Origin of the sequence: Variovorax paradoxus (assembly GCF_029919115.1) — a bacterium.
Classification (GTDB): domain Bacteria; phylum Pseudomonadota; class Gammaproteobacteria; order Burkholderiales; family Burkholderiaceae_C; genus Variovorax; species Variovorax paradoxus_O.
In genome coordinates this window covers 2,239,231-2,256,181 of record NZ_CP123990.1, presented here as the reverse complement: position 1 = coordinate 2,256,181, position 16,951 = coordinate 2,239,231, and the positions used below count along the sequence as shown (strand labels likewise).

Sequence of the window (16,951 nt, the reverse complement as noted above, 5' to 3'; positions counted from 1 at the left end):
CCGCGCTGCTGGCAATGCATTACCAGAACGACGTGCTCCACGCCGACGGCAAGGTGCGGGTGGGCGTGGCCGCAGACGACCCCGCGCGCCCGCGCCTGATTGCCTCAGCCGCGCGGCTGATTGCCGGTGCACGCGCGAGCGGCGTGCCGGTCATCTTTGTGCGCATTGCCTTTGCGCCCGGGTATGCGGACTGCCTGCGCAACAGCATGCTGTTCCGCCGCGTGGCCGAAACCGGCGCCGTGCTCGATGGGCAGTGGGGCGCGGAGTTCTACCCCGAACTGGCGCCGCTGCCCGGCGAAGCAATCGTCACCCACAAGCGCAACAATCCGTTCTGGGCGAGCGGGCTCGAAGAGGCGGTGCGCACCACTGGCGCCACGCGGCTGTATGTGGCGGGCATTGCGACCAACCACGTGGTCGAGCACGGTGCGCGCCATGCCAGCGACCTGGGCTATGACGTGGCGGTTGTGGCCGATGCATGCAGCACCGCGCAGCCGCACCTGCATGCGGCCAGCCTGGAGACACTGGCCATGCTCGCGGACGTGATGCGCGTCGACGAAGCGATCGCGCGCATGAAGAACGATGAGGTCCCCCAGGACATGAAAGAAGCGAAACAATCGAAAGACAGGCCATGACTCTGCAAGGCAAGGTTGCCATCGTCACCGGCGCGGGTGCCATGCTCGGCAGCGCCATCGCTCGTGCATTCGTGCAAGCCGGTGCTCAGGTATTGGCGGTCGATATCGATGCCGGGCGCGGCCAGGCGCTGCAGGCCGAACTAGGTAGCGGCTGCCGCTTTGCGGAGTGCGACATCGCATCGGACGCGGCGCTCGATGCGCTGTTGGCCGATGTGCTCGCCACCGAAGGCCGCATCGACTTTCTCATCAACAACGCGGTGGCCTACGGAGACAGCGGCATGGCGGCCACGCGCAGCGAATGGCTGCACGCGCTGGACGTCAACCTGGTGTCCGGCGCAGTGCTGGTGCAAAAGGCCGCGGATGCGCTGGCGGCGCAGCGCGGCGCCATCGTCAACATGGGGAGCGTCGGGGGCAAGTTCGGCACCGCGAACCGGGCGCTCTATCCCGCGGCCAAGGCCGCCATCCTGCAGCTCACACGCAACCAGGCGGCCACCTTGGCACCGCGCGGTGTGCGCGTCAACTCGGTGTCGCCCGGCTGGACCTGGTCCGACGCATTGAGCCGCATGGCCGGCGGCGACCGGGCGCATGCCGACCGCATGGCGGCGCCACTGCATCCGCTGGGCCGGGCGGGCGACCCGGACGACGTGGCGCAGGTGGTGCTTTTCTTGTGCTCGGACGCCGCGCGTTTCGTGACCGGTGCCGATATTCCGGTCGACGGCGGCTTCTCGATGCTCGGGCCGGACCAGGGAAGGTCGGCCCGTGATTGGTTCGGCGCCTGAGCTACAGCCTTTGCGCCGCTCCTCCGCTTACTCCTTGATGAAATTCAGCAGGTCGTTGTTGAGCCGATCCTTGTGCGTGTCGGCGAGCCCGTGCGGTGCACCTGCATAGACGATCAGCTTGGCGTTCTTGATCAGCTTGGCAGATGCCCGGCCGGATGCATCGATCGGCACGATCTGGTCGTCGTCGCCGTGCACGACCAGGGTCGGCACGTCGAAGCGCTTCAGGTCTTCGGTGAAGTCGGTGGCCGAGAACGCGGCAATCGAGTCGTAGGTGTTCTTGTGGCCGGCCTGCATGCCCTGCGCCCAGAACGACTGGATGGAACCCTGCGACACCTTGGCGCCCGGCCGGTTGAAGCCGAAGAACGGACCCGAGGCAATGTCGAGGTACAGCTGCGAGCGGTTCTCGAGCTCTCCCTTGCGAATGCCGTCGAACACCTCGATGGGGAGGCCGCCCGGGTTCTTGTCGGTCTTCAGCATGAGCGGGGGAACCGCGCTCACCAGCGCCGCCTTCTTCACGCGGCTGGTGCCGTAGCGGCCGATGTAGCGCGCCACTTCGCCGCCACCGGTGGAGAAGCCGACCAGCGTCACGTCCTTCACGCCGAGCGTGTTGATCACGGCCGCCAGGTCGTCGGCGTAGTGGTCCATGTCATTGCCTTCCCAGGGCTGGCTCGAACGGCCATGGCCGCGGCGGTCATGCGCAATCACGCGGTAGCCCTTGGAGGCGAGGAAAATCATTTGCGATTCCCAGCTGTCCGAGTTCAGCGGCCAGCCGTGGCTGAAGGCAACCACCTGGCCATTCTTCGGGCCCCAGTCCTTGTAGTAGATCTGCACGCCGTCCTGGGTGGTGATGTAGCTCGCGCTCTTTGCAACCGCGGCCGCCGGCTGGCGGACCGGCGAGGGGTCGGCGGCGAACACGGCATTGGCGGCAACAGCCAGGGCGGCCAGGGCGAAGATGCGGGTAACGGCGTTCATGTTTTTTCCTTTGATTCGGTTTCAGGTTTCAGGTCGGAATCGACAGAACGAACTTTACGTGTGTGGTGAAACGATTGGTGATAAAAAGTCCTGATAACTTGACTTGGAGTATTTGATGGCTGATCGGCTCGAAGCCTTGCTGACTCACTTTTCGGTCACTGCGCGGGTGTTTCATACCGGTGCGCTGTGCGGAATCAACGACCTGGACGGGGAGGGCGCAACGGGGCAGCTGCACCTGGTGCGGCGCGGCGAAGTGGGTGTGAGCCACGGCGGCGCGGAGGTGCTGCGGATCGGAAAGCCCAGCCTCCTGATGTATCCGCGGCCGATGGCGCACAGGTTCATTACCGACACCGTGCACGGCGCGGACTTTGCCTGTGCGCACCTGCAGTTCGAAGGTGGCGCCGCCAACCCGATCCTGGCCGCGCTGCCTGCGTTCGTCTGCCTGCCGCTGGAAGAAATAGACGGCACCGAGGGCGTGCTGGAGCTGCTGTTCGAAGAGGCTTTCGAGCAGCGCTGCGGCAAGCAGGTGCTGCTGAACCGCCTGTTCGATGTCGTGCTCATCCAGGTGCTGAGGCACCTCATGGAAAAAGGGCAAACCCGCTCGGGTCTGCTCGCCGGGCTTTCGCACCCGCGCCTGCGCAATGCCGTGGTGGCCATGCACGACAAGCCTGCGCTCGAATGGACGCTCGATGGGCTGGCTGCCGAGGCGGGCATGTCGCGCAGCGTGTTTGCCACGCAGTTTCGGGACACCGTGGGGTGCACGCCGGGGGTCTACCTGCAGCGCTGGCGCGTCGGCCTTGCGCAGCAGGCGCTGCGCCAGGGTCGCCCGCTCAAGCTCATTGCGCAAGAGGTCGGCTATGGGAGCGAAGCGGCGTTGTCGCGCGCTTTCAAGGCGCAAAGCGGCCTGTCGCCACGGGAGTGGAAGCAGGCCGCATGAGGCCTCGAGACTTGCGTTACACCGGTCTCGCTAGCCGGTGATGATGGGCTTGAGCGCGTCGATTTCAGTGGCAATGAAGTCGAAGAATGCGCTCACGCGGGGCGTCTTCCGAATCTCGGGCATCGCAAGGAGCCGCCAGTCCCGCGACAGCGCCGGGATCGGACCGAGAACCCGTTCCAGTTCCGGCTCCGAATCGCCGAGCGCTGTCGGCAGCGGCGCAACGCCCACGCCGGCCTTTGCCGACAACAGGAGACCGAGCACGCTGCCGCTGCGGGCCACGATGTTTGCCCCCGGCGCCACCTGGCGCAGCCACTGGCTTGCACGGTGGCTCGCCATGCTCTCTTCGAACCCGGCCACCGGATGCGCCTGGATCTCTTCGATCGACGAGGGTTTGCCGTGGCGCGCCACGTAGTCCCGGCTCGCATACACGGCCCACAGCGAGTCGCCCACCTTGCGGCCGACGAGCACGGCATCGTCCGTGTCGCCTGAACGCAGTGCGACGTCGGCCTCGCCGGTGCGCAGATCGACGTATTTGTCGCTCATTACAAATTCAACGTGCAGCGCCGGATGCAGCGCATGAAACCGATCCAGCAGGCCCGAGCGCGTCAACCTGTTCACGAGCGGCTCCGGGCAGGTGAGCCGGATCACGCCGGCGGCATTGCGCTTTGACGCAGCCAGCACCTGTTCGAACTCGCCCACGGCCAGTTCGACCTCACGCGCGGCTTCCAGCATTTCGATGCCGAAGCCGGTGAGCGTGTAGCCCGTGGTATGCCGCTGGACGAGCGCACGGCCGATGTGCCGCTCCAGCGCGGTCAGTCGTCGCTGCACCGTCGACTGGTCGACCCCCAGGGCCCGGCCCGCAGCCAGCGTGCTGCCGTGCTGCGCCACAGCCACGAAGTATTTCAGGTCGTTCCAGTCGAGCATGGCCCGTTATGCACTATTGCGGCCCCGTTCTGCAAGTCCGCGCCTTGTGGCCCATGGAGCTCCGGCCTACGCTGGAGTTGCCACACTACTTCAAGGCCGCCCATGAAGACAAGCTCCCTCGCCAATGGCCGCATGCCCCGCCGCCGGGTGCTGATTGCCGGTGCGGCCGCAGCAGCTGCTGCAGCCTGCGGTTCCGCCTCCATCGGGCAGACGGTATCGGGAGCGAAGCAGGAACGCCTTCGCATTCTTTGCACCGGTCCCGCAGGCAGCGTGCCGGACATCGTGGCGCGAACCTTTGGCGAAGCGCTTGCCGGTGCCTTCTCACAGCAGGTGGTTATCGACAACCGGCCAGGTGCGGCGGGGCAGATCGCGGTGCAGGCGCTGAAGTCGGCGCCTGCCGATGGCTCGACCTGGCTGCTGGGCCAAGGCGCGATTGCCAGCCTCTACCCAACCCTGTACGGAAAACTCGGCTACGACCCCGCGCGAGACCTCGTGCCCGTGTCGCTTGCCGCAGAGATGAATCTTGGCGTGGCCGTGGGCAATGCCGTACCGGCGGAGGTTGCCGACACCAGGATGTTGATCGAGTGGATGCGGCGCCATTCCGGCGAGGCCAACGCCGCCTCGCCCGGCACGGGCACCCTGCCGCACATTCTGGAAGCCATGCTGTTCGATCAGCCCGGGCTCGACTGGCGCCATGTTCCCTATCCGGGCGGCCCACCCGCCATGGCGGCGCTCCTGGGCGGGCAGGTCGCCGTACTCGTGCTGCCGGAAGGCCTGCTGCTGCCGCAACTCTCCGGCGGCCGTCTGCGGCTTCTCGGCACCTCGGGGCGAGAGCGCAGCCGTTTCTCGCCCACGGTGCCCACGCTCATCGATCAGGGCCACGCGCGATCGGTGATGCGCGAGTGGTTCGCCTTTTTTGCACCTGCCGGCACCCCGGCGCGTATTGCGGAACAGGCGTCGGAGGCGATCGGCAACGTCGTCACGCGCGCCGGGCTGTTACGCCGGTTCGAGGATGCGGCCATGATGGCTGCGCAAAGCTCACCCTCGCAATTGGCCGCGAAGATAGACGACGACCGACGGGCCTGGATGCCCCTGCTGGTCAAAGCTGGCATCCGGGGTGACGCATGACGGAGCCCGTTGTGAAAGCCTGGGACCGGGCTGCCGAAGGCTGGTCCAGCAGTTCGCCGATCATTCATGCGTGGTTGCGCCAGGCAACCGCAGCGATGCTGTCCGAGGCCCGGCTCCAGCGGGGTGCACGCGTGCTCGACCTGGCCGCGGGTGCGGGCGACCAGACAAAGGACATCGCGTTCGCAGTCGGGCCGACGGGCGACGTGCTGGCGACCGACATTTCGCCGAAGATCCTGGACTTCGCGCGCGGGCGCATCGAAGCGGCTGGCCTTGCCAACGTGCGCTTCGCCGTTGCAGACGCGGAGCAGCCGGTTCATGCGCAGACGCCTTTCGATGCGGTGATGTGCAGGCTCGGGCTCATGTTCTGCATGAACCCGGCCGCTGCGCTGGCCGCGGCATTCAACGCGCTGCGCCCGGGCGGCCGCTTCGTTGCGCTGGTGTTCGGCGACCCCGCAAACAACCCTTGCATCACGACCATGATGAAGGTGGCCCGCAAGCACCGGGGCTTGACCGGCAGCGTCTCGCCGTACGCCGATGGCGGTCTGTTCAGCCTTGCGGCACCGGGCAGGCTTGCAAGTCTGTTGACGGCGGCTGGCTATGCCGAGGTTGCAGTGAAACCGCTGGCGGCACCATTCGAACTTCCTGACGCCGCTGCCTACGTCGCATTCGTTCGAAGTTCAGGTTCACCCATCATGGAAGTACTCGCGCCGCTGGATGCACCGGCCAGGGAGTTGGCCTGGCAAGAGATGGAGGAGGCGCTTGAGGAATTTCGCGGCCATCGAGGCTGGCTCGGGCCCAACGAGCTGTTGCTCGGCTCGGCAACGCGGGCCGGGTGAGGCTGGGGTCAGCGCATGGGGGCGGCTCGGGTTGCCGCCGGCACCATGGTGCGGTAGCCTCCCGGCTCCAACACTGCCAGGAGTCTCCTCATGCCCAGTCGCTTGTTTCTTTCCGCTGGCGTCGCCATTGCGGCCACTGCACTGATCATCGGTTGCGGTGCCATGGGTTCATCGGGCGGCGGAAACTCCATGAGCTTCTTCATCACCAGCGCGAACCCCGGCAAGGGCGGCGACCTCGGAGGCCTGGCCGGGGCCGACCGCTTCTGCCAGTCGCTGGCCGCCAGCGCGGGGGCGGGCAACAAGACGTGGCGCGCTTATTTGAGCACCGCTGCCGCAAACGGACAGCCCGCTGTCAACGCGCGCGACCGGATCGGCACTGGCCCGTGGACCAATGCCAAGGGAATGGTTGTCGCTACCAGCGTGGCCGACCTGCACAGCGCCAACGCCAAAGTCGGCAAGGACAACTCGCTGACCGAGAAAGGCGAGGTTGTCTCCGGCTTCGGCGATCCGGTCAACCGCCACGACATCCTCACCGGCTCGCGCCCTGACGGCACCGTGGCCGTACCCGAGCCGGGCAAGGACACCACATGCGGCAACTGGACCAAGAGCGAAGGCGGCTCCGCCATCGTGGGACATCACGACCGCAAGGGCACCAATCCCGATCCGGTAGCCAATGCTTCGTGGAACTCGTCGCACGGTACGCGCGGCTGCAGCGTCGATCAGCTCAAGATGAGCGGCAGCGCCGGGCTGATGTACTGCTTCGCGGCGAACTGAGTTTGGCTAATAGGCGGGCCGACGCCCGCGTGGTTCGGCGGGGCTGTTCGTTGTCGAACAGCTACGTCCTTGCTCTCGACCTCGAAGGCGCCCTGATCTCAAACACGATGGAGCCAGATACCCTGGCCGGGCTTTGCTGAGTTCCCGGACCGTTGCGCTGAAATTTTCCTCGCATCGTCATGTCCGGCACTGTCAAGGAAGAACGGGAGGACGCCACTTGGCACGGCGAGACAAGAGACGGTTCGTTACGACGGCCCAGATTCTCCGACTCAGGGCTCCTGCCGGGCAGCGGCGGCGGCGAGCAGCGCATCCGTGACGTCGTCCGCGAATCGATAGCGCCCCTCTCCGATCAGGACGATGTCCGAGCCGTTCGGGTCCGGCCGCACAGGCGGCAGGCCATGTGCGCACAAAGCCTCTGCGCAGCCAACCCAGTCCCCCCCTTCGATCGGTTGGTTGAGCGATGCCCAGGACAGGGTGCCGCAGACGTTGTCGTCGAACCCGTGCAGCGTCCGCCAATCGGCGCCACGCTCCAACAGAAAGCGCGTGAGGGCTGCATCACCACGAAAAACAGCGTGGTTGAGCGCTGAGGCGTCGATGTCGCCACCGCGGATCTCCAGCGGCCAACCGCACGTCGCCATCACCTTGACGGCGGCGACGCACCCCTGCGCAGCGAGTTCGGGGAGCATGCGCAACCGGGCATCGTCGAGTGTGTCGATCAGGCCTGGGTGGGCCTGCTGAATTGCGCGTGCCGATTCCGCGTCGCCGCGTGCGCAGGCGGCCGCGAAGGCTTCATCCGCGGCGAGCGGCTCACGGCCGGCGCCTGCACGCTCCAGCAGTTCAGCAACCTCGACTTGCCCGAAGCGAAGCGCCAGCGTGTGGGCCGAAACGCCGTCGGGTGTGCGCGCGTTCGCCCTTGCACCGGCCGCAAGCAGGGCTTGGAAATGGACCAGCGAGCGGCGTCGGCGGATCGCCCACAGCAGCGGCGATCCCCAATCGGATGCCGGCGGACCCTGCGGCGGCTCGTTGGGATCGCCACCGTGATCGAGCAGCACTTGCAATGCGCTGGCGTCGTCGAGATCGAGCGCGCGATACATCGCGTTCGAACCGGCAATCCTCGCGCCCGCATCGAGCAGGAGCTTGGTGCATGCGGGTGCCTCGAGGGAGTGGTAGAGAGACTCGCCGTCGTTCGGATCGGCACCGGCCTCGAGCAGAAGCCGGGTCAGTTCCGGATCGAAGGCCTTGCCCGCGGCGCCGTAGAGCGCCGACAGCCGCTCGGTGGCCGAAGGCGCCTCGAGCGAAGCCGGAGGCCAGCGGTTGCCGACGGACTGGCTGGGCGACGCGCCGGCGGCCAGCAGGAAACTCGCGCAATCACGCAACCGCTCTCGAAAGCCCGGCCGGCGCGCCAGTCCTGAATGCGTTACTGCCACCAGGGGAGGCAGCCGCAACGGCCCACCCTCGCGGTGGACCCATGCGGGATCGTGCAGCGTCGCGCGACGCAGGCCGGCCTCGTCCCCGACGGCACAAGCCAGGTAGGGATCGTCCCCCGCCAGCGTGGGGTTCTCGGTGAGCAACCGTTCGGCCACAGCGGGCCGATGGGCGTTGTTGCCGCCAGCGACGTCGCCGGCATAGACCAGGGTCAGCCATCGGCGCACCGCCAAGTTCGGATCGTCGGCGAGCGCGCGGCGCGCATGGACGAAAAGCTGCAGGTCGGCCCAGGAGGGAAAGCCGTGCTCGCGCGCCAGGCACGACTGTGCGTCGTGCAGGCGCAAGGACATCGCGAGCAGGTCTTTGTCTTGCTTGCTGCGAGCCGCAGGCAGAAATTCGCGAAATCGGCGCATCGCTGCGGGATCCCCGCGACGATAAAGAGTGAGCAACTCTTTGGCCTGTTTCTTCAGTTGGCCGACGTCGGGCCGAGGGGGAATGCGCTTCATGGACACCTCCGTGCATCAAGTGCCGATGACCCGCAATGTCGGCTGCACAAAAGGCGTGAACAGGAGATGGAGGCAAGTGGGTTCAACCCTTCCCGCGGGCCCGGGCGCGTCTTGCACGCGGGGGGATCATAAAACATGTCGGGTTCGGCCCGCCGGTTGTCATTGCCTTGCCGAAATTGGCGCATGGATCAGTTTCTCGCCACGTTCCTGAACGCAGCAGAAAGTGCGTCCACGGCGTTCCGCGGCCGGCCCTCCCGGACCCTGGAGTGCAGCAGAACAGGCAATCGCGGCAACTCGGGTAGACCTAGTTTGGAGCCTACGTCGACGCAGCCCAAGGGCAGCATGCGCGGCGCTAGCGCCGCGATCCCAAGTCCGGCCATAACCGCCGCCGCGACGGCTGCGACGCCGCCCCCCACAAAAACCTCGGTCCACGGGATGCGGGCCGTATCCAGGAGCTGCCCCGCCAACGCGCGCACCCCGCAGGGCTCCGCCATCGTGGCAAGCGGCAGTGGCTCACCATCGCGGTGCTGCCAGTCCGCCGCAGCGAACCAACCGAAGCGCTCCTCTGCCAGAAGCTCTCCGTCGGTCCGTCCGGCATGCAACCGGACGATGACAGTATCGAGTTCCCGTCGATCGAAGCTCTGGAGCAGATCGCCCGACGAGCCGATCCGAATATCGATCAGCAACTGCGAGTCTTGCGCGTTCATGCGGGCGATCAGCGCGGGCAACTCCGGTCCCGCCACGTGATCGCTGATACCGATGGTCAGTCGCTGGCGGGCGCTCGCAAAGGCCAGCAACGCGCGATCGTGGACCGCCAGGAGTTCTCGGGCATGTGCAAAGAAGGCGACTCCTCGCGCGGACAGCTCCACGTGCCGGGGTGTCCGCTCCAGAAGCCGGCAGCCCAACCTGTCTTCAAGGCGTTTCAGTTTTTGGCTGATTCCTGCCTGCGTGGTCTGCATGACTTCGGCAGCGCGCGTGAAGCTGCCCAATTCAGCGATGCGAACGAAAGCCTGAACAGCGTCGAGATCCAGAGCGCGATCAATCATGACAAAAGATTGTTATTGAGATAAGTATCAATAGCAAATCAGAATACATAACATCCGTTGTTCCAGCATGACCGGAGTAGCGATGCCCCTCATTCACATCTCGATGCGCGCAGGAAAGCCAGAGGCTTACCGGCAGGCGATCTTCGATAGTCTCTATCGCGCCCTGCGTGACACATTGAACGTGCCGCAAGATGATCAGTTCATGACGATCACCGAGCACGACCCCTCCAACTTTCGATACGGAGGCGCCTTTGGAGTCGCGCGCAGCGACGATCTCCTTTACGTCCAAATCACCGTTTTCAACACACGCACCGCCGAGCAGAAGAAGGTACTGTTCCAGCGCACCGCGCAGCTGCTGGCGGAGAGTCCGGGGATACGCCCGGAGGATGTGTTCGTGACCATTGCTGATGCCCCCAAAGAGAACTGGTCCGTCGGGCATGGGTTGGCGCAATTTGCCTGAGGAACGGCTGCTCTCGGGCCGGCGCCATCTCTGCAAAGGGCCCGTCCGCGGCGGCAGCGGGACCGGCTACAGCCGGCCCCACGCCCCCGATCGACAGCGCCGTTCGATAGCTCAGCCCCGGCGGACAATAGAGCATGACCACCGACCAAGAGAGTTCGACAAGCTGGCCCGAATTCATGAGTGCTTTGGAGCCGGAAGCCTCGGAGAGCACAGTTGCTGCGGCCGTGCCGCAAGACCTCGTCGTCGTGAAGCCGTCGAGCGACCTGCCGGTCTCAGTCTCAGCTTGGTCCGGGGAATGGTCCGGATGGGCGGTCAGGGGCGGCCCTACGACGTCAAGCTGATAGTCGAGAAACTCTCCCTGCACGATGCCACGATCGTTTGCGTGCGTGCGTCTGATGGGCAGGATGTCTTTAGCGAACGTGTGATTGCTCGGATTCACGAAAGCGAGCTGCGAGGTCGCCTGACGAACGGGGCAAGCCTGCAGTTCAGGCTGAGAAATCCGCGTGTTGTCGAACTTGTGTGGCGCGAGCCCGACGGCCGCTGGATAGCTGGGGTCCTCTCGCAGCTGAGTGTCGAAGGACAACGCACCATCGAACGTGTGGCCACCGGAGCATTCGAACATGGGGAGCAGATCACGCTCGAGATGGTGACGTTCAAACCGGCGGGGCCGGGTCCTTTCCCGACACTGGTGTTCAATCACGGTTCGACGGGGATTGGAAATGATCCGTCGCTGTTTACCAGCACGGTGACCAGTCCGGCACTGGCGAAGCACTTTACTGACCGTGGCTGGATGGTCGTGTTCCCACAGCGACGCGGACGCGGAAAGTCGAACGGTCTTTACGACGAGGGCTTCGAACCAGATCGGTCGCAGTACTCTGACGATCCTCGATACGCTCTTCCGGGCTTCGAGCACGCGCTGCTAGACGTGGCGTGCGTTGTCGATCACCTGCTTGCGAGACCTGACGTGGACCATGAAAACCTGCTGATAGGTGGGCATTCTCGAGGGGGCTTCCTTGCGTTGGCATTTGCCGGGATACGACCCGATCTCTTTGGCGGCGTGCTCAATTTCGTGGGCGGCTGGGTTGATGAACATGGGCCCGCATCCGAGATGATCAATCCCGTGATCGCCAGGAGGGGAGCAAGGTTTCCCGGGCCTACCGTGTGGCTGTATGCGGAAAACGATCCCTTCTATAGCGTTGCTCATAGCCGCAAGAACTTTCACGCCTTCGAAGTCGCTGGCGGTCAGGGGCAGTTCCATGTGCTCGAAACATCGCCGCGGCAAGACGGCCATCACATCCTTTCCTTGACAAGCCTTTGGGGACCCGTTGTAGATGGCCTCCTCGAACTCGTTGGCAAGCGGAATGACCGGCGTTCTACATCGAATTGATCGGTGGACGCGATCAGGTTGGACAGCTGTTGCATCGGGCCTCAGGAGCGCGGCAACGCCCCGATCTGCTGCATCAGTCCGAGCAGGTCCGGTTGCCCCACTTCGGAGACGATTTTCCCAGTCGCGAGCCGATAGATGTTCAGCGCCTGCACGGCAATCGTCTTGCCGGTGCGAGGCACGCCGAAGAAGGCTCCGCGGTGCGTCCCGCGCATCGTGAATCGCGCCGCGATGACTTCACCTTCGATGACGGTTTCCTCAAGAGTCCATTGGATGTCGGGGAATCCGCCACGCATCATCCCGATGATCTCCAGGTAGCCTTGTGGCCCGTGCACGGGGTCGGCCCGCCCCGGAACGTGAAACACGGCGTCAGGAGAAACCAACTCTGTGGCGAGCCGCGGGTCCGCGGTGTTGATGAACTCCACGAAGCGAGCCATGAACTGTCGGTTTGCGGTTTGCATCTGTCGCCTGGGGCTGGCTATCTGGATGGGACACAGGGCATGGTGGCCGCCCGGTGCCGTGTTTCCATATTGTTCGATTTGCCGGCGTGTTCGACACGATCGAAGTCGGTTGCCGAATGGTGAATTTCGGACACAATGGGTCGATGCCGCGCGGAATGAGACCCATCGACATCGAGCGGGTGCAATATCGGCCCTCGGCCGAGAGTGCGCTGGATCTCGAGGTCTTTTCGATGGCGGACTTGAGACGAAGGGTGTCCCGAGCCCACCTACAGCGTCACCACCGCTACGACTTTCACATGTTCGTGCACGTCAAACGCGGAAGATGTCACGCCGTGGTGGACTTCAGTCACATCGAGTGCGGCGCCGGATCGCTGCTCACCATCCGGCCCGGACAAGTCCACCGCTTCGGCCCGGGAAGCCGTTGGGATGCAAACCTCCTGCTGTTCCGACCCGAACTGCTGCAGGCTTCGCAAGGCGAGGAACGCCTCCAGATGCCTGAACTGCTCGATGCGCTTCCTGGCCATCTGCGCCTCGACCGGTCGACGGGGCGGTTCTTGGCCGACACGCTCGCGCGGCTCGAGGAGGAGTGCACGCTCGAAGCCCGGCAACCGCTGCTGAACTGGCTGCTCCAGAGTGAACTGGCAACGCTCGTGGTGCGACTGCACATCTTTCACGCCGAGCAAAAGCCGCCTGCCGGAGCGTCGGCCGACGCGCCGGAGCGCTTTCGTCTTTTCAAACGGCTTTTGGACGCGAAGATGCATCAGTGGCATCACGTTTCACGCTACGCACATGCCATGGGATGTTCCGAGAAGACTCTCACACGCATCTGCAGTGCGGTGGCTGGCGTCGGTGCAAAGGCCTTTATCGCTTCGCGCCTTGCGCTGGAAGCCAAGCGCCTTCTCGTGCACACGGAGATGCCTATTTCCGCCGTCGCACAGCGGCTTGGTTTCGACGAGGCGACCAACTTCACCAAGTTCTTTCGCAGCATTGAAGGATGCACCCCAGGCGAGTTCCGCCGTCGGTTCGATGTCTCGTTGTAGCCGCGATACCCATCGACGCGAATCGGACGTTGCATTCGATCTCGCTCACGCGCTACGGGACTCCTCGCGTTCGAGCCAAGCTGCGCCATCTTTGGTTCTTCTTGGGCTGTGCCTCCAAAGGCAAGCAAGCTCGATTCTCCTGAAAATCAACATTCAGCCTCGCTGGCTGAGCACCCCAAGCAGCACGACCACCGCAATGCCCAGCAGCAGGGTCATGCATTTCCAGAAGATCACCGGGTTCTTCTCGACCAGCGGCGTGCCGCGGCTGTTCAAAAAGTCGGGATGAGGCTGCCGCAGATCTTGCACAAACTCTGAAAGCACTTCGTAGCGCTTGAGCGGGTTGGGGGCGAGCGCCTTTCGCAGGACTTCGTCGATCCAGGCCGGAATGGCCGGCTGCGTGTCCAGCGCAGACCGGTACTGCAGGTTTCGCTGGTCTGCCCGCGTGCGGATTCTTGCAGCCTCCGCGCCGTAGGGCAGGCGTCCGGTGAGCATCTGGTAGACGATGACGGCCAGCGAGAACAGGTCCGACCTCGCCGATCCGCCTTCGCCCAGAAAGTATTCGGGCGCCGTGTATTGCACCGTGCCCAGTATCTGGTTGGGTGCGGTCAGCGTGCTGTCGCCCAGCCCGGCCACCCAGGCGGAGCCAAAGTCGATGATGCGCACCGTGCCCGTGCGGTCGATCATGATGTTCTCGGGCCGCAGGTCCTGGTGCAGCATCTCCAGGCGATGGAAAGCCTGCAGGCCTCTTGCAAGCTGCTCGACGATGCCGCGCATCGATTCGAGGCTTGGCCGCGGGTTGTCCACCATCCACTGCGCCAGCGTCTGCCCTTCGACGAACTCCATCGCAACGTAGAGGTAGTTGCGCTTGCGGTTGCTGGCGTGCGGCTTGAGCACGTGGGCGCTGTCGATGCGCCGCGCGACCCATTCTTCGAGCAGAAAACGGTCCAGGTGGGCCTCGTCGTTCTGCAGGTCGACCGAGGGGGTCTTGAGCACCACGCGTTGCCCGGTGTCGTCGTCGGTGGCCAGGTAGATGTGGCTGCGATGGCTATGGTGCAGGTCGCGCAAGATGGTGTAGCCGTCGAAGCGCATGCGCGCCTCCAGCATGGGCGGCAGCTGCAATGCGGTGCGCTGTGCTTGCAGTTCGTTGACGTCGCCGTCGGGCAGCGCGTCGACCCTGACGATCTGCACCGTCAGGTTGTCCGGGCTGCCACGGCGATACGCTTCTTCGGCAATGCTGCGGGCTGCGGCATCCAGGTCGCCGGGGTTCGAATCGAGTGCGGCCTTGACGGCTGCGGTGTCGATATGCTCGTGAACCCCGTCGGAGGTCAGCAGGAAGACGTCTCCCTGCTCGATGGGAACGGCGCGGTAGTCGATCTCCACATGCGGCCCTACGCCGAGGGCTCGGCCGAGATAGCTTTGTCCGCCGCCCACCGATACGCGGTGGTCCTCCGTCAGCTGCTCGAGTGCCTGTGCATGCCAGCGATAGACGCGCGTGTCGCCCACATGAAAAACATGCGCGGTGGTCGACTTGAGGACCAGGGCGCTGAAGGTGCAGACATAGCCGCGGTCCTTGTCGAAACGGCCGCCGCCATTCTGGGTTTGCGCGTGCAGCCAGGCATTGGCGGCCGTGAGCACGCGTTGTGCCGAGCGGCTCACGCTCCATGCGTCCGAGGTGCAGTAGTAGTCGGTCAGAAAGCTCCTGACCGCCGACTCGCTGGCCACATGGCTCACGTCGCTGCTGCTGATGCCGTCGGCAATGGCAATTGCCACGCCCTTCGCGGTGCGGACTTGCCCCTCCGGCAGGGCGGCGCCGTGGAAATCCTGGTTGGTTTCCTTGCGTCCCTTGTCGGAGTGCTGTCCGATGGAGACCGCGAGTGCGCAGCGCATCGTCACCGACGGTGAGCGGTCAAGCCGTGTTCAGCGAGCCACGCGCTTGGGCGCAGTTCTCACATGCGTGGCGTACAGCGTGAGCCCGGTGAACGACAGGCCGCCGACGAGGTTGCCGAGCACGGTGGGGATCTCGTTCCAGATGATGTAGTCCATGATCGAGAAGTTGCCGCCCATGAGCAGCGCCGACGGAAACAGGAACATGTTGACCACTGAGTGTTCGAACACCATGAAGAAGAACACCATGATCGGCATCCACATGGCAATCACCTTGCCGGAGACCGAGGTCGAGATCATCGCGCCCACCACGCCGGTCGACACCATCCAGTTGCACAGCATGCCGCGCACGAAGAGCGTCAGCATGCCCGCGGCGCCATGGTTGGAATAGCCCAGCGTGCGTGCCTCGCCGATGGTGGCGATGACCTGGCCGACCTTGTCGGGCGGGCTGGTGAAGCCGAAGGTGAAGACGATGGCCATCAGTACGGCGACTGTGAACGCGCCGAGAAAATTGCCGACGAACACAAGGCCCCAGTTGCGCAGCACGCCGGCAACGGTGACGCCGGGGCGCTTGTCGATGAGCGCGAGCGGCGTCAGCACGAACACGCCGGTCAGCAGGTCGAAGCCGAGCAGGTAAAGAATGCAGAAACCGACCGGAAACAGGATGGCCCCGATGATCGAGTAGCCGGTCTGCACGTTGATGGTGACCGCAAACACGGCCGCCAGCGCCAGGATTGCACCCGCCATGAAAGAGCGGATGAGCGTGTCCCGCGTGGACATGAAGATCTTGGATTCACCGGCGTCCACCATCTTGGTGACGAATTCGGAAGGCTGCAAATAGGCCATGGCGTTACTTAGGTTCGATGGAAAAATTGAAAGAGAAAAATGAAGGGGAGGGGAGGCCGAAGGATCAGGCCGCCTTCTCCAGCGCAACATGAGCGGAAGACGCCGCGGCAGCCAGTCCTTGCAGCACGTCGCCCACCACGATGATCGAAGGGCTGCACAGGCCGTTGTCGGCAATCGTGCGCTCCAGGGTGCCGAGTGTTCCCACGGCGTGCCGCTGGGTTGGCATGCTGGCGTTCTGCACCACGACGATGGGGGTGGAGGCCGGAAGGCCGCTCAGCAACTCGCCTTGAATGCGGCCTGCGCCCGACACGCCCATGTAGATGACCAGCGTCAAGCGCGCGGCATGCGCCGTTGCGGCCAGCGCGTGCCAGTCGGTGCCCGGCGAACCTGGCTTTGCATGCCCCGTGACAAAGACGACGCCCTGCGCATGGTCGCGGTGCGTGAGCGGCACGCCGAGCGATGTCAGCCCGGCAAGGCCTGAGGTGATGCCGTTCACCACCTCCACATGGATGCCGGCCTGCGCCAAGTGCTCGACCTCTTCGCCGCCGCGGCCGAAGATGAAAGGGTCACCGCCCTTGAGCCGCACCACATGCTCGCCTTCGCGCACGGCCATGATCATCAGCCGTTCGATGAAGCTCTGCGGGGTGCTCTTGCAGCCGCCGCGCTTGCCGACGTGGATCAGGCGAGCACCGGGTTGCGCCATGGCAACGATCTCGTCGCTCACCAGGTCGTCGACGAGCAGCACGGTGGCCGACTGGATGGCCTTGAGCGCCTTGATCGTGAGCAGTTCGGGGTCGCCGGGGCCGGCGCCGACGAGCGTGCAGCGGCCGTGCATGGAGCGATCGTCCACGGGCGGCGTGCGTAGGTTGCGGTCGTCGCTGCGCGACGAGGGCGTAAGAGTGAGGCTCATGTTGTTC

17 protein-coding genes are annotated in these 16,951 nt (G+C 64.8%); 9 read left to right on the top strand and 8 right to left on the bottom strand.

Translation table 11 applies throughout. The annotated features are described in order from the left end of the window. Window positions 1–14: 14 nt before the first annotated feature. On the top strand, window positions 15–632 hold the full coding sequence (locus tag QHG62_RS10990) for a cysteine hydrolase family protein (protein ID WP_281151586.1): 618 nt from the start codon (window positions 15–17) through the stop codon (window positions 630–632). Further along, a complete protein-coding gene (locus QHG62_RS10985) occupies window positions 629–1,411 on the top strand; it encodes an SDR family oxidoreductase (RefSeq protein WP_281150887.1) in 783 nt (260 codons plus the stop codon). The genes QHG62_RS10990 and QHG62_RS10985 overlap by 4 nt, the downstream gene beginning before the upstream one ends. Window positions 1,412–1,438: 27 nt before the next feature. On the opposite strand, the gene QHG62_RS10980 is transcribed toward QHG62_RS10985, so the two are convergent. Continuing rightward, a complete protein-coding gene (locus tag QHG62_RS10980) occupies window positions 1,439–2,383 on the bottom strand; it encodes an alpha/beta fold hydrolase (RefSeq protein WP_281150886.1) in 945 nt (314 codons plus the stop codon). Between the two features lie 115 nt (window positions 2,384–2,498). Here QHG62_RS10980 and QHG62_RS10975 point away from each other — a divergent pair, with 115 nt between their 5' ends. Continuing rightward, a complete protein-coding gene (locus tag QHG62_RS10975) occupies window positions 2,499–3,320 on the top strand; it encodes an AraC family transcriptional regulator (protein ID WP_281150885.1) in 822 nt (273 codons plus the stop codon). Between the two features lie 30 nt (window positions 3,321–3,350). On the opposite strand, the gene QHG62_RS10970 is transcribed toward QHG62_RS10975, so the two are convergent. Next, on the bottom strand, window positions 3,351–4,244 hold the full coding sequence (locus QHG62_RS10970; protein WP_281150884.1) for a LysR family transcriptional regulator: 894 nt from the start codon (window positions 4,242–4,244) through the stop codon (window positions 3,351–3,353). Window positions 4,245–4,346: 102 nt separating this feature from the next. Between QHG62_RS10970 and QHG62_RS10965 the strand changes: the two genes are divergently transcribed. The 3 genes from QHG62_RS10965 (at window position 4,347) to QHG62_RS10955 (ending at window position 6,982) form a co-directional block, all read left to right on the top strand. Further along, window positions 4,347–5,372, top strand: coding sequence for a tripartite tricarboxylate transporter substrate-binding protein (locus QHG62_RS10965; protein WP_281150883.1), 1,026 nt, complete (start codon window positions 4,347–4,349; stop codon window positions 5,370–5,372). Further along, complete coding sequence (locus QHG62_RS10960) at window positions 5,369–6,208, top strand: class I SAM-dependent methyltransferase (RefSeq protein ID WP_281150882.1); 840 nt, start codon at window positions 5,369–5,371, stop codon at window positions 6,206–6,208. Before QHG62_RS10965 ends, QHG62_RS10960 begins: the two co-directional genes overlap by 4 nt. A 90-nt stretch (window positions 6,209–6,298) precedes the next feature. After that, window positions 6,299–6,982, top strand: coding sequence for a hypothetical protein (locus QHG62_RS10955; RefSeq protein ID WP_281150881.1), 684 nt, complete (start codon window positions 6,299–6,301; stop codon window positions 6,980–6,982). A gap of 269 nt (window positions 6,983–7,251) precedes the next feature. On the opposite strand, the gene QHG62_RS10950 is transcribed toward QHG62_RS10955, so the two are convergent. Together QHG62_RS10950 and QHG62_RS10945 are read right to left on the bottom strand one after the other, a co-directional pair. Beyond that, complete coding sequence (locus tag QHG62_RS10950; protein ID WP_281150880.1) at window positions 7,252–8,913, bottom strand: ankyrin repeat domain-containing protein; 1,662 nt, start codon at window positions 8,911–8,913, stop codon at window positions 7,252–7,254. 188 nt (window positions 8,914–9,101) lie between these two features. Further along, window positions 9,102–9,959 (bottom strand): LysR family transcriptional regulator, encoded by an 858-nt coding sequence (locus QHG62_RS10945; RefSeq protein WP_281150879.1) that lies wholly within the window; start codon window positions 9,957–9,959, stop codon window positions 9,102–9,104. An 82-nt stretch (window positions 9,960–10,041) separates the two neighbouring features. On the opposite strand from QHG62_RS10945, the gene QHG62_RS10940 reads away from it, so the two are divergent. Together QHG62_RS10940 and QHG62_RS10935 are read left to right on the top strand one after the other, a co-directional pair. Continuing rightward, window positions 10,042–10,419: a tautomerase family protein gene (locus QHG62_RS10940; RefSeq protein WP_281150878.1), complete on the top strand. Its 378-nt coding sequence runs from the start codon at window positions 10,042–10,044 to the stop codon at window positions 10,417–10,419. A gap of 304 nt (window positions 10,420–10,723) precedes the next feature. Continuing rightward, a complete protein-coding gene (locus tag QHG62_RS10935) occupies window positions 10,724–11,806 on the top strand; it encodes an alpha/beta hydrolase family protein (RefSeq protein WP_281150877.1) in 1,083 nt (360 codons plus the stop codon). Between the two features lie 41 nt (window positions 11,807–11,847). Here the strand turns inward: QHG62_RS10935 and QHG62_RS10930 are convergent, their stop codons facing one another. Beyond that, the gene (locus tag QHG62_RS10930; RefSeq protein WP_281150876.1) at window positions 11,848–12,240 is read right to left on the bottom strand and encodes an ester cyclase; all 393 of its coding nucleotides are present in this window, start codon (window positions 12,238–12,240) and stop codon (window positions 11,848–11,850) included. A gap of 110 nt (window positions 12,241–12,350) precedes the next feature. Here QHG62_RS10930 and QHG62_RS10925 point away from each other — a divergent pair, with 110 nt between their 5' ends. Next, window positions 12,351–13,304: an AraC family transcriptional regulator gene (locus tag QHG62_RS10925; protein ID WP_281150875.1), complete on the top strand. Its 954-nt coding sequence runs from the start codon at window positions 12,351–12,353 to the stop codon at window positions 13,302–13,304. A gap of 153 nt (window positions 13,305–13,457) precedes the next feature. Here QHG62_RS10925 and QHG62_RS10920 read toward each other — a convergent pair whose 3' ends face one another. The 3 genes from QHG62_RS10920 to cobA all read right to left on the bottom strand — a co-directional run bounded on the left by QHG62_RS10920 (window position 13,458) and on the right by cobA (window position 16,944). Then, complete coding sequence (locus QHG62_RS10920; protein WP_281150874.1) at window positions 13,458–15,191, bottom strand: bifunctional protein-serine/threonine kinase/phosphatase; 1,734 nt, start codon at window positions 15,189–15,191, stop codon at window positions 13,458–13,460. 30 nt (window positions 15,192–15,221) lie between these two features. Beyond that, window positions 15,222–16,034 carry a formate/nitrite transporter family protein gene (locus QHG62_RS10915; protein WP_281150873.1) on the bottom strand — a complete coding sequence of 271 codons (813 nt, stop codon included), beginning with the start codon at window positions 16,032–16,034 and terminating at the stop codon, window positions 15,222–15,224. Between the two features lie 64 nt (window positions 16,035–16,098). Continuing rightward, complete coding sequence (gene cobA / locus QHG62_RS10910) at window positions 16,099–16,944, bottom strand: uroporphyrinogen-III C-methyltransferase (protein WP_432445598.1); 846 nt, start codon at window positions 16,942–16,944, stop codon at window positions 16,099–16,101. Between the last annotated feature and the right edge of the window lie 7 nt (window positions 16,945–16,951).